At 71.4% G+C, this 12,685-nt stretch carries 8 protein-coding genes; 1 reads left to right on the top strand and 7 read right to left on the bottom strand.

Annotation, left to right across the window (positions count from 1 at the left end):
• Positions 1–38 precede the first annotated feature (38 nt).
• On the bottom strand, positions 39–2,162 hold the full coding sequence (locus ACH4UM_RS23110) for a type IIA DNA topoisomerase subunit B (protein WP_398182311.1): 2,124 nt from the start codon (positions 2,160–2,162) through the stop codon (positions 39–41).
• Between the two features lie 439 nt (positions 2,163–2,601).
• On the opposite strand from ACH4UM_RS23110, the gene ACH4UM_RS23105 reads away from it, so the two are divergent.
• Positions 2,602–2,832, top strand: coding sequence for a hypothetical protein (locus ACH4UM_RS23105; RefSeq protein ID WP_398182308.1), 231 nt, complete (start codon positions 2,602–2,604; stop codon positions 2,830–2,832).
• Between the two features lie 142 nt (positions 2,833–2,974).
• Here the strand turns inward: ACH4UM_RS23105 and ACH4UM_RS23100 are convergent, their stop codons facing one another.
• The 6 genes from ACH4UM_RS23100 to ACH4UM_RS23075 form a co-directional block, all read right to left on the bottom strand.
• Positions 2,975–3,835, bottom strand: coding sequence for a serine protease (locus ACH4UM_RS23100; RefSeq protein WP_398182305.1), 861 nt, complete (start codon positions 3,833–3,835; stop codon positions 2,975–2,977).
• Between the two features lie 121 nt (positions 3,836–3,956).
• A complete protein-coding gene (locus tag ACH4UM_RS23095) occupies positions 3,957–5,510 on the bottom strand; it encodes an RNA polymerase sigma factor (RefSeq protein WP_398182302.1) in 1,554 nt (517 codons plus the stop codon).
• Between the two features lie 449 nt (positions 5,511–5,959).
• Positions 5,960–6,847: a FadR/GntR family transcriptional regulator gene (locus ACH4UM_RS23090; RefSeq protein WP_398182299.1), complete on the bottom strand. Its 888-nt coding sequence runs from the start codon at positions 6,845–6,847 to the stop codon at positions 5,960–5,962.
• 162 nt (positions 6,848–7,009) lie between these two features.
• Positions 7,010–9,433, bottom strand: a complete 2,424-nt coding sequence (locus tag ACH4UM_RS23085; protein WP_398182296.1) for an ATP-binding cassette domain-containing protein — start codon at positions 9,431–9,433, stop codon at positions 7,010–7,012.
• A gap of 164 nt (positions 9,434–9,597) precedes the next feature.
• A complete protein-coding gene (locus tag ACH4UM_RS23080; RefSeq protein WP_398182293.1) occupies positions 9,598–10,356 on the bottom strand; it encodes an NUDIX domain-containing protein in 759 nt (252 codons plus the stop codon).
• A gap of 130 nt (positions 10,357–10,486) precedes the next feature.
• Complete coding sequence (locus ACH4UM_RS23075) at positions 10,487–12,406, bottom strand: glycogen debranching N-terminal domain-containing protein (protein ID WP_398182918.1); 1,920 nt, start codon at positions 12,404–12,406, stop codon at positions 10,487–10,489.
• Positions 12,407–12,685 lie beyond the last annotated feature (279 nt).

The following is a 12,685-nucleotide window of genomic DNA, read 5'->3' as shown; positions in this document are numbered from 1 at the left end:
GCCTCCATCCCTGGTCCGGGGCCGGCCGGGCGGGGTCGCTACGCGTCGATGCGCGAGCGGTCCAGCGTGGCCGCCGAGCTCGCGATGAACTCCTTGCGGGGAGCCACGTCGTTGCCCATCAGCAGGTCGAAAACCCCTTCCGCGGCTTCCAGGTCGGAGAGGTTGATGCGGCGCAGAGTGCGGTGGCGCGGGTCCATCGTCGTCTCGGCGAGCTGGTCGGCGTCCATCTCGCCCAGACCCTTGTACCGCTGGATCGAGTCCTTGTACCGGATCCCCTTGCTCTGGAACTCCAGCAGCTTGTCGCGCAGCTCGCGGTCCGAGTACGTGTAGACGTACTTGTCCTGGCCCTTCTTCGGCTGGATCAGCTCGACGCGGTGCAGCGGCGGCACCGCGGCGAACACCCGGCCCGACTCGACCATGGGCCGCATGTAGCGGTGGAACAGCGTCAGGAGCAGGGTCCGGATGTGGGAGCCGTCCACGTCGGCGTCGGTCATCATGATGATCTTGCCGTAGCGTGCCGCGTCCAGGTCGAAGGTCCGGCCCGAGCCTGCCCCTATCACCTGGATGATCGCGCCGCACTCCGCGTTCTTCAGCATGTCCGTGACGGACGACTTCTGGACGTTGAGGATCTTGCCGCGGATCGGCAACAGCGCCTGGAACTCGGAGTTGCGCGCCAGCTTCGCCGTGCCGAGCGCGGAGTCGCCCTCGACGATGAACAGCTCGCTGCGGTCGACGTCGTCGCTGCGGCAGTCGGCGAGCTTGGCGGGCAGCGAAGAGGACTCCAGGGCCGTCTTGCGGCGCTGCGCGTCCTTGTGCTGGCGGGCGGCGATGCGCGTGCGGGCGGCGGCGACGGCCTTCTCCAGGACCACGCGGGCCTGCTGGGCTGCGTCCCGCTTGGTGGAGGTCAGGAACGCCTTGAGTTCCTTGGTGACCACGTTGTTCACGATGCGGCGCGCCGCCGAGGTGCCGAGGACCTCCTTGGTCTGACCCTCGAACTGGGGCTCGGCGAGGCGGACCGTGACGACCGCGGTCAGGCCTTCCAGGGCGTCGTCCTTGACGATGTTGTCCTCGGCGACGCGCAGCAGCTTCTTGGCGCGCAGCACCTCGTTCAGTGTCTGGGTGACCGCCTGCTCGAAGCCGGCGACGTGGGTGCCGCCCTTGGGAGTGGCGATGATGTTGACGTAGGACCGGAGTGTGGTGTCGTAGCCGGTCCCCCAGCGCAGCGCGACGTCGACGCCGAGCTCGCGGGTGACCTCGGTGGGCGTCATCTGACCGTGGTCGTCCAGGACCGGGACCGTCTCCTTGAAGGTGCCCTGCCCGCTGAGGCGGAGGACGTCGCAGATCGGCCTGTCATTCGCCAGGTACTCGCAGAACTCACTGATGCCGCCGTCGAAGCGGAAGGACTCCTCGCCCTTGCTGCCGCCCTCGCCGAGGCCGTACTCGTCACGGACGACGATGGTCAGGCCGGGCACCAGGAACGCCGTCTGGCGGGCACGCTGGTGCAGCGTCTCCAGGGAGAGCTTGGCGTCCTTCAGGAAGATCTGGCGGTCGGCCCAGTAGCGTACGCGCGTGCCGTTCCGCGTCTTGGGGATCTTCCTGGCCTTGCGCAGTCCGCTCTTGGCCTCGAACTTCGCCTCCGGCCCGTTCCCCGTGAACGCACCGGGCACGCCGCGCCGGAAGCTGATGGCGTGGGTGTGGCCACTGCGGTCCACCTCGACGTCCAGCCGGGCGGACAGGGCGTTGACCACGGAGGCGCCGACGCCGTGCAGACCGCCGGAGGCGGCGTAGGAGCCGCCGCCGAACTTGCCGCCCGCGTGCAGCTTGGTCATGACGACCTCGACACCGGACAGGCCGGTCTTGGGCTCGACGTCGACCGGGATGCCGCGGCCGTTGTCCCGCACCTCCACGGAGCCGTCGTCGTGCAGGATCACGTCGATGTGATCGCAGTAGCCCCCGAGGGCCTCGTCCACGGAATTGTCGATGATCTCCCACAGGCAGTGCATCAGACCGCGGCTGTCGGTCGAGCCGATGTACATGCCCGGGCGCTTGCGTACGGCCTCGAGCCCCTCGAGGACGAGCAGGTGCCGCGCGGTGTAGTTGGAACCGTCCCGGTCTGCTCCTGCCAGCAGAGCCGTGGACGGCACGGACGTCTCGGCGGTCACGCGGTTCGCTCCTCGCTGAATTTCGGATGGGGCCCTGATGACCAGGGCGCGGCTTGGGTAGCCGCTCAGAGGGTACCGAGGGCTGGTAGAGCCCTTGTAACGCCACCCTCGGCAGGGACCAAGACTAGTAGAGAGTCGCATGAATGTTCGATCCCTCGATGGAGTGAAGCGGGAATCACGTTCCCTTCGAGGCATGAACCATTTAGGCTCCGGGCACGTCCTCATGAACAACCGGCAACCCGGCCGGGGAGGACCGACCATGACCGACAGCGCGAAACCGTAAGACACACAGACACGCAATACGGCACATTCGCCGCCAAACCGGCAACCGACAGCCCCTCGGAAAGATTTTTCGAGGAAAAGCCGCGAGCGGGAACGTTTGGGGCTGGTTGGATGTTGACCCTGGTACGACAGCTCGTCGAGCTAGAGAAGAGGCGACGTGACTACTGTTCTGACCCCCGCGAGCCCGCTGACGGCCGCTGATCGCTGCGACCGCTGCGGCGCCCAGGCTTACCTGCGCGTAGTCCTGCTCAGCGGTGGCGAACTGCTCTTCTGCGCCCACCACGGTCGCAAGTTCGAGCCGGAACTCAAGAAGATCGCCGCTGAGATACAGGACGAGACGGAGCGGCTGACGTCCGTTCCCGCGAGCACGTCCGACGAAGAGCGCTGACAATCTCGCACGACGAGCCAGCTCCGGCGCAGGCCGGCGAACGGGCGGCCGCTCCTGACCCACAGGAGCGGCCGCCCGTCCGTGTGACCAGCGACACACCTCAGGCCACCAGCGACACAGCTCAGGCCACCAGCGACACAGCTCAGGCCGCGCCGGACCCGTGGCGCGAAGGCTTGGCACCGCCGCCCTGGCCCAGTGTCCGTACGACTTCGGACACACGCGTGTAGACGCCGGGGCTCCCCGGGCGTCCACAGCCGTTCCCCCACGACACCAGCCCGATCAGCCGCCCGTCCGCGACCAGCGGGCCTCCGCTGTCCCCTTGGCACGCGTCCCGGCCTCCGGTCGTCTCCCCCGCGCACAGCATGGTCTCGGGCAGATACGCGGCGTCGAGGCTGCTCGGATAGGCCCGCTCGCACTGGGCGTCGGGCAGCACGTGAACACTCGCGGCGTGCAGACTGTGCGCATAGGCGGCCGTGCCGGTGGTGTCCCCCCAGCCGTAGACCAAGGCACTCGTGCCCGGCGTGTAGGCCCGGTCGCCCGCGCCCGCCATGGGGATGACCGCGCTCTGGGGCAACGGCTCGGCGAGGGTGAGTACGGCGAAGTCGCCGGCATTGGTCACGCCGTCGTACCGCGGGTTGACCCAGGTGGCGCTTACGGGAATCTCCTTGCCCTCGCCCGAGAGCAGATCCGTGCGGCCCGCGATGACTTTCAGATCCCGCGTCGGTGGCACGCCCACGACTTCTCTGGCCAGACAGTGGGCCGCGGTCAGTACGGAGGTCCGGCCAATGGCCACACCTCCGCAGAACTGCCCCGCGCGTGTACCCCCGAACCGGTCACGACTGGAGAGCGCCACAGCCCACGGGCTCTGGGCCACGTCGACGGGGAAACCTCCGATGACGACACTGTCGGCGGCCGCGGGGGCCGCGGTCACCAGCGGTATCGCGGCCCCCGCGGCCGCCAGTACCAGCGGCCGGGCCAGTGCCCGGGCAATACGACGTCGCATGCCTGCTCCTCACTCTGGGATGGTCATGGAACACCCAGAGTCACGCAGAGCGACGCGGGCCGCAGCACGAAGGCCCGGTCCCCACCGGGGGAACCGGGCCTTCGCCGTCGTAAGACCCTGCCTAGTCGAGGTAGTCGCGCAGCACCTGCGACCGCGACGGGTGGCGCAGCTTCGACATGGTCTTGGACTCGATCTGACGGATCCGCTCACGCGTGACGCCGTACACCTTGCCGATCTCGTCGAGGGTCTTCGGCTGACCGTCGGTGAGACCGAAGCGCATGGAGACGACGCCCGCCTCGCGCTCGGACAGCGTGTCGAGCACCGAGTGCAGCTGCTCCTGCAGCAGCGTGAAGCTGACCGCGTCTGCCGGGACGACCGCTTCGGAGTCCTCGATGAGGTCACCGAACTCGCTGTCGCCGTCCTCGCCCAGCGGGGTGTGCAGGGAGATGGGCTCACGGCCGTACTTCTGGACCTCGATGACCTTCTCCGGAGTCATGTCGAGTTCCTTGGCCAGCTCCTCCGGGGTGGGCTCGCGGCCCAGGTCCTGGAGCATCTGGCGCTGCACGCGCGCGAGCTTGTTGATGACCTCGACCATGTGCACCGGGATACGGATGGTGCGGGCCTGGTCGGCCATCGCGCGGGTGATGGCCTGACGGATCCACCAGGTGGCGTACGTGGAGAACTTGTAGCCCTTGGTGTAGTCGAACTTCTCCACCGCGCGGATCAGACCGAGGTTGCCCTCCTGGATGAGGTCCAGGAAGAGCATGCCGCGGCCGGTGTAGCGCTTGGCCAGGGAGACCACCAGACGGAGGTTGGCCTCCAGGAGGTGGTTCTTGGCCCGGCGGCCGTCCTCGGCGATGATCTCCAGCTCACGCTTGAGCTTGGGGGCGAGCTTGTCGGAGTTCGCCAGCTTGTCCTCGGCGAAGAGGCCGGCCTCGATGCGCTTGGCCAGCTCGACCTCCTGCTCGGCGTTGAGCAGGGGGACCTTGCCGATCTGCTTGAGGTAGTCCTTGACCGGGTCGGCGGTGGCGCCGGCGGCGGCAACCTGCTGGGCCGGGGCGTCGTCCTCGTCCTCGTCGGAGAGCACGAAGCCGGCGCTCTCGGCGCCCTCCGGCTCCTCCGCGCCCGCCTTGGGGTCCTCGAGCACCTCTTCCTCGAGGAGCTCGGCGTCGTCCTTCTTGGCGGCGGAGGTGGTCTTCTTGGCTGCCGTCTTCTTGGCGGCGGCGGTCGTCTTCTTCGCCGCCGTCTTCTTGGCGGCGGCGGGCGCCTTCTTGGCAGCGGCCTTCTTGATGGGGGCGTCGTCCTCGGCCGGCGTGTCGTCGGCGGGCGCCGACGGAGTGGCGGTGGCGGTGGCCTTCCTGGTGGTCACCGTCTTCGCCGCGACCGTCTTGGTGGCGGTGCGCTTGGCCGGACTCTTCGCTGCGACGCTCTTTCGGGTGCGCTTGTTGGGCTCCGCGGCACTGACCATCAGCGTCACACCCTCTTCCTCGAGGATCTGGTTGAGGCTGCGCAGTACGTTCTTCCACTGAGTGGCCGGAATCTGGTCAGCTTCGAAGGCCCGACGCACATCGTCGCCGGCGATCTGCCCCTCAGCCTTTCCCCGCTCAATGAGCGCCATGACAGAGACGGACTCGGCGATCTCCGGCGGGAGCGTACGGGATGTGCTGGCCGACACGAACAACCTCTCGGAACGTTGGAAAACGGCTTCCGGCCCCGTCCACAGCGGACAGGAGCCGACCACCGGCCTGGGAATCGGCCGACGGCACGGGCGGGGGCCGGGAGGATGCACAGCGCCATGAACGGCGTCCGTATTCCCTCCGCGGCTGTCACCTCTTAGGTCATCGCGTTGTTCCCACGAGCGTTACGCCCAATCCGCGTGGCCCGAGTCACACCCCGTAAGCGTTCAAAAACGGTCAGATGCGGGCAGGGGAGATCGCTTGCGTCATCGGCCGGACCGCCGCCGAGGGTTCTACCCGCTCGTCGCACGGGTCCCGCCGGATCCCGCCGGGTCTGCCTGGTGTCCGGCGGGGGTCGTCCTGGAGACGGTTCGCCGACGGGGTGGGGCCGCGGGCGGACGGCAGGGCCCGACGCCATGCCGTCCGCGCGCGGTCACTGCTCCGGCGGTCAGTGCTCGCGCGGCGCGGGGACCACCCGCTCGACCTCGGGATGCACCGTGAGCAGTTGGCGCATGGCTCCCTCCGCCGCCGCGCCGTCGCCGGCCGCGAGCGCGTCGACGATCCGGGCGTGCTGTGCCAGGGACGTCTCGTTCGGCCGGTCACATCCCGTGACGGGGCCGCCCGACACCTGGAGGGCGGCCGAGACGATCCCCGAGAGGTGCTCCACCATGCGGTTGCCCGCGACCTGGATGAGCAGCGTGTGGAACTCGGTGTCCGCGCGGGAGAACGTGAGCGCGTCGCCCTGCCCCAGGGCGTGACCCATGATCTCGACCATGTCGGACAGGCGCTGCTGGACGTCCTCGCGCCCGTGCCCGGCGGCGAGACGTGCGGCCAGCGGCTCGATCGTCCAGCGCAGCTCACTCAGCTCACGCCGCTGGTCGTCGCGCTGCGGCCCGAAGGCGCGCCACTCGATGATGTCCGGGTCGAGTAGGTTCCAGTCACTGACCGGGCGCACGCGCGTGCCGACATTCGGGCGGGCGCTGACCAGGCCCTTGGCCTCCAGGACGCGGAGCGACTCGCGCACCACGGTGCGGGAGACCTCGAATCGCTGGCCGATCTCCTCCGGCACCAGCGGGCGGTCGGCACCCAGGTCACCGGAGACGATCATCTGTCCCAGCTGCTGGACGAGTTGGCCGTGCAGCCCGCGGCCGCGGCTGCCCCCGGCACGGCGGCCCACGCGGCCCAGTTCGGGGTCCGCGCCTTCCCAGGAGGGGCTCGTGACGCGGTCGGGGAGGGATGCCTCGGCGTACGGGTAGCGGTCGAGTTCGCCCGGGCCTGCGAGACCGGAGTCTGTTGAGCGGGCGGCGGTCATCATGGTGTGCGCAAGGGTACTCACGCATCCTTTGTCGGCGTCGCTTCCAACTCCCTTGAGGGCTTTGGTGAAAAGCACACGAAAGGGTGATCGCTCACTTCGTCGCAATTGACGCCTTATCGGAAAGAAATGGGCTTTCCGCGGGGAGTTGCGCACAGGGCGCGACCGAAAGAGCCCGATTGATGGTCATCGGACCCTGCTTCGCAGTGTCGTGAGCAGGTACGCGCACAGCAGCGCGGTGAGCGACAACGCCAGGGCGCCGCCCAGGGGTTGGGTGATCACACGCGCCGCCGCGGCCAGGTAGTGGTCCCCTCCGAAGGGCCACTGGAGCAGGAGCGTGCGGTGCAGCCGCGCGGGCAGGTCCGTGGCGCTCCAGACCGCCCCTCCCCAGGCCTTCTGCACCAGAGGTACGACGGCGACCGGCACGGCGACCACGGCCGCGAGCCCCGCCGTGGTGGACCGGAACAGTCCCGCGGCCAGCACCCCGGTCCAGGCACACCCGACCACCAGACCGGCCCAACTCGCACCCAGCGGAAGCCAGTCGCCGGGAACCTGGGCGAGCTCCCGTCCGTAGACGACGTAGAGTCCTTCGGCATCGCAGCCGACCGCGAGGAAGGCCAGCATCAGCGCGGTGGCGGCGGTGACCAGGAGCTTCGCGGTGAGCAGTCCCAGTCGGCGGGGCACGGTGCCGCGGTCCGCCGCCAGCGCGGGGTGGCGGAACTCGTCGCCGAAGGCGAGCGCGCCCAGCAGCCCGGCACCGAGGGCCGCCGGCGGCAGGGGCAGCTGCTGCGGCCATGCGGCCAGCAGTCTCGGCTGCGGGGTGTGGCCGAGCCGTCCCATGACCAGGGCAGTGAGGACGCCGACGACGAGGACGGCGGCGCCGGTGGCAAAGCCCGTGCCGATACCGGCGGCGCGGCGGAGCTCGTAGCGCAAGGGGCGCAGGGGGCTGGGCCCCGGGCGGACGGAGATGCAGGGTGGGAGAGGGGACGAGGCGTCGAGCGTGACGGCCTCGGCCGGGCGCGGGGTGGGGATCGAGGGGTGCGGGGCCGAAGAGTGCGACGTGGTGGGGTGAGTCGCGGGGGTGTGTGCCGCAGCAGGGTGCGATGTGGCGGTCCTGGTCGACGACTGAGCGGTCGCGGGGTGCCGCGTGGTCGCGGGGTGCGTGGTCGCGGCGGCGGATCGGTTGAGGGTGTCCGCGCGGGTGGACTCCCCCGTGGACTGCGCCGTGAAGGAGGCGGACTCAGGGGTGGTGGTGACGGATGCCCCCTCCGGGCCTGTGGTGACGGATGCGTCGCCGGAGACCGCAGTGACCGATGGGGCATCGGAAGCATGGGTGACCAGCGCGTCACCGAGTCTCGCCGTCACACGCCGCGGGGCCTCGAGGCCGGACGTGGCCTTGATGTCCGCCGCCCGCGACGCGGCTCCGGCGGCGGGAGCGGCGTGGGCGGGAGCGACCATGGAGTCTGCCGCCGGCTCGGACTGCGCCGCTGCCTTAGTGGTGACCGCGGCGGCGGGGGCTGCCGTCGGCTCGCGGAGCGGCGCGCCGTGGGGAGTTCCGTCGCCGGAGGCATGCGTGTCGGCGAGCCGACGGTCGACGGTGCTCTCGCGCCGGCCGGCAGCCGATGTGCCGGTCGGCGCCTGCCGCTCCTCCGGGGCTGCCGGGACTCCCGAGGCCCGGGGCTCCTCGACGGTGTTCGTGCCGGCCGACGGGGTCGACCCGGCGCCGGGGCCCATGTCCCCCACCTCGTCGGCGAGTTGGTGGACGGGGATGCCGTGGCGGAACGCGGCCTCACCGATATCGGCGCACGTACTGCCGTAGACGGACAGTCGGTTGCCGTCCTCGCGTACGACTTCGACGGAGCGGCGGGCCGTGCGTGCCTCCTTGGCCAGCAGGGCGGCCAGCCGGGCGGCGTGCGGGCTGCGGACGGCGACACGGGGACGCAGCCGATGGCGGGCGAAGTCCGCGGCCTCCTGGTCGGCGACGAGCCTCCCGGTGTCGATCGTGACGACCCGGTCGGCCGTGCGCGCCGCCTCCTTGGGATCGGCCGTGGCGAACAGGACCGTGCCACCCTGGGCCGTGTGGGCCCGCAGCATGCCGTGCAGCCAGCGGCTTTCCCGCGCGGAGAGCCCGCCGGCCGGATCGTCGAGCACGAGCGTGTGCGGGTCGGACAGCAGGACGCAGGCCAGGCCGAGACGGCGGTCCATTCCCCTCGACAGGGTGCCCAGGCGCTCCTCCCGCAGGCTGACCAGCCCGACGACCTCCAGGACCTCGTCGGCACGCCGGACCGGAAGGCCCGCCGCGGCGCACAGCATGCGCAGGTGACCGCGAACCGTACGGGAGGGGTGTCCCGGGACGTCGCCGAGGAGGACTCCGACCTCGCGCGACGGGTGGGCGATGCGGTGCAGGGGACGGCCTTTGAAGTAGGTGATGCCGCGCCCCTGTTGAAGTTCGAGCATGAGTCTGAGCGTCGTCGTCTTGCCCGCACCCGCCGCGCCGAGGAGAGCGGTGACACGACCGGCGTGCGCTTCGAAGGAGACGTCGTCGACGGCGGGCGGGAGGTCCTTACGGGAGTCGCTGGTCAGTCCGAAGGCCTGGATCACCCGCAGCAAGATAGCGCGTTATGTCTGTTTTTTCGGGTATCACGCCGCGCACTCGCCGACCGCCGGCCACACCTCGGCCTCTTGTTCGCCGTTCGGAACAGGGATCGGAACGAGGCGCGGGGAAGCACAGGGCGCAGGGCCGGTTCGCGAGCTGTCCCGCCCGCTGGTGGAAGTCAGACTTCCGGGCGCAGCATCGGCGGGTTGAGCAGGGTGGCGCCGCCGGCCCGGAACAGCTGGGCCGGCCGGCCGCCCTGGCGGGTCGTGGTGCCTCCGGTCGGCACGAGGAAGCCCGGGGTGCCTGTCACCTTGCGGTGGAAGTTGCGGGGGTCGAGGGCCACGCCCCACACCGCCTCGTAGACGCGGCGCAATTCCCCGACGGTGAACTCGGGCGGGCAGAAGGCGGTCGCCAGCGACGAGTACTCGATCTTGGAGCGGGCGCGCTCCACTCCGTCCGCGAGGATCTGGGCGTGGTCGAAAGCGAGCGGCGCCACCGGCTCGCCGTTACGGCCGTAGCCGCCCTGCTCCAGCAACTCCTCGACGGGCGCCCACCGGGCGTTGCTGGCGTCACCGCCCGCCCGGGGCGCGGGCAGGTCGGGGGCGAGGGCGAGGTGGGCGACGCTGACGACACGCATGCGGGGGTCACGCTTGGGGTCGCCGTAGGTCGCGAGCTGTTCCAGGTGCGCACCGTGGTCCTGGACGGGGACGGACGGCTCGTGGGCGCGCAGCCCGGTCTCCTCGGCCAGTTCGCGCGCCGCCGCCTGCGACAGATCCTCGTCGGCCCGTACGAAGCCGCCGGGGAGCGCCCAGCGCCCCTGGAACGGGGGCTCGCCCCTGCGCACCGCCAGCGCGCACAGGGCATGGCGGCGTACGGTCAGCACGACCAGGTCCACGGTGACGGCGAAGGGTGGAAAGGCTGACGGGTCGTAGGGCATGCCGCGATCATAGTCGTCTGCCTGACGATAAACACTCCCTTCGTCGGTCGCATCGATGGCTGATCCACTTCGGTCCGCCACGGGTCTCACGACTCGCCCTCCCGCCCCGTCGGTGTGGCGTCGTACGAGGTCACACTCCCAGTCGCAGGCCCTCGGCCGCCTCCTCGACCATGGCTAGTCCGATCCGGCCGACCCGTACGGAGAAGGGGGCGCCGGCGACCCGCAGTCCGGTGAGGCCGATCGCGCCGAGCGGTGCGGTGCGCACGGGCCGGAGCGTGACCGTGCCGGCCGGGACGTCGGGGCGGATGCCGGCGAGGGTGGTCAACAGCGACACCGCCGCGGCCGCCGCCGTGGCCGAGGGGCGGCAGGCCACCGGGTGGGGGACGGGAGCACCGCCTTCGCTGCGCTGTTCCCCGGCGTACATCTCGGGCAGCCGGTGGCCGAACGTCCCGGCTGCCGCCAGGATGCCCCGCAGCAGCGAGCCCGCCTCCTTCTCGTGGCCCGCGGCGGCCAGGCCGGCGACGGCGACGGCGGTCTCCGGCACGCGTACGGCGCCTGCACGGTGACCGAAGGGGTTGTATCCGGCCTCCTTGGCGGCGAGCCCGCGCAGTCCCCAGCCCGAGTCCATGGCGGCGCCGCCGAGCAGCCGGGCGAGTTGTTCGGTCCGGACCTTGTCGAGCAGTCCGGGAGCATGCTCGCCCCCGCCCAGCAGGCCGGTGTCGAGCAGGTGGACGGCGGCGGCGCCGAAGTGCGGCACCAGACGTCCATCGGGCGCCCGGGCGGCGGCCGGTCTGCCGCCGGTCCGGTCCTCGATCCAGAAGTCCTCGTCGAACGCCGTCCGCAACTGCTGGGCCCACTGCCGCAGCTCGGCGGCGCCAGGCCGGCCGGACGCGTCGAGCAGGTCGGCCCCGAGGAGTGCGGCACGGTGCGCGTGCGCCTGCGTCTCACAGCGGACGGGAGCGCCGGGCAGCGGCTCGCGCACGTATGTGCCGTCGCCCACGGCGGTGCGCAGCCAGGTCAGACAGCGCTCGGCCGCCGGCAGCAGCTCCTCCGTTTCCCGCTCCGGCAGGCCCCAGCGGCGGGCCTCCGCGAGGAGTGCGGGGAAGAGCAGGGTGGCCTCCGTGCCGGTGCAGCCGGGCGGAAGGTGCGGGCCGGCGTCCCGCAGGGGCCCTGGGATCATGCCGGATCGCGGCCCGGGCCCGGCGCGTTGGGCGCGGGCGAGGGTGCGCAGGGTGCCCGCGGCGAGCCGGGTGCCCAGCGGCAGCACCATCCGGGCCGCGACGAGGGCTTCGGCCGGGGCGAGGCCGCACCGCCAGGGGGCCCCTGCCGCGAGATGCAGGTCCGAGGGGCGCACGGGGTCGCGCAGCAGCAGGGCCTGGAGGTCGTCGATGGCGGTGCGCAACAGTGCCTCGGCTCCGGGGGCGTCGCTCGTGGCCCGCGCGGCCGCGAGGGGACTGCGCGCGGCGCGGCCCGCGGATCGGACCGGGCCCACGCCGTCCTGCCGTACCCGCAGCTCCACGCTCGCGGTGCCGCCCGGAGGCAGTTCCAGCTCCCAGCGCAGCAATCCCGCAGAGGCGAGCGCGTCCGTGGGCGGCGGATCCGCCGTGACCGACGCGCTCACGGTGGCCGAGGACCAGCGCAGACCCGAGTCGCGCACGCTCGCCGGAAGTTCACCGCCGGCACGGCCGGTGGCGATCTCCCTCAGGTCGGCGAGGTCCGTGCCGAGAGCAACCTCGAGGGGCAGGCGCAGCGGACGACGGGATGCGCTTCGCAGGGTGATCCGCTCCGTGCCGTCCGCGTCACGTGTGCGCTCCACGATCACGTCCGGGTCGGGGCCGGCCCCCGGAGACGCCCGCAGGGTGCCCACGAAACGGACGCGGTCGGCCGCGGTCATCCGGGCCTGGACGACGAGAGGTTCACGCCCTGCGACCCGGACCTGGCAACGGGAGAGCAGGCGGCGGCCCGCGCGGTAGAAACCCTCCAGTCCCCGGCCACTCAGCTGACCCTGTGCGGTGGAGATCGCCAGTCCGGGGAGAGCCGCGCAGACCATGGTGTCGTGGGTCGAGGGCAGCCCCGACGAGCGGGCGGGGGCGGGTGGCACCGCCGCCCGGGAGCCTCGGCGGACAGCCGGGGACAGGGGCGCGTCCCGGTCAGGCGAGCGCGGCGGAGAGCCTGTCACCGTGCCGGAGGAGGGTGCGGGCCTGCCGAGCGCAGCGGCGTCGCCGGTGGCGGCGGACGGAGTCGGGTGGTGCATGAGGCGGCTTCCTCTGCGCTCTTTGGGCCTCCGGCGGTTTCGGCGCCTGGCGCGGGCTCCGAAGAGGCAAGACAG

Source organism: Streptomyces sp. NPDC020801, from assembly GCF_044334385.1.
Lineage (GTDB): Bacteria > Actinomycetota > Actinomycetes > Streptomycetales > Streptomycetaceae > Streptomyces.
This window is presented reverse-complemented; position numbering and strand designations above follow the sequence as displayed.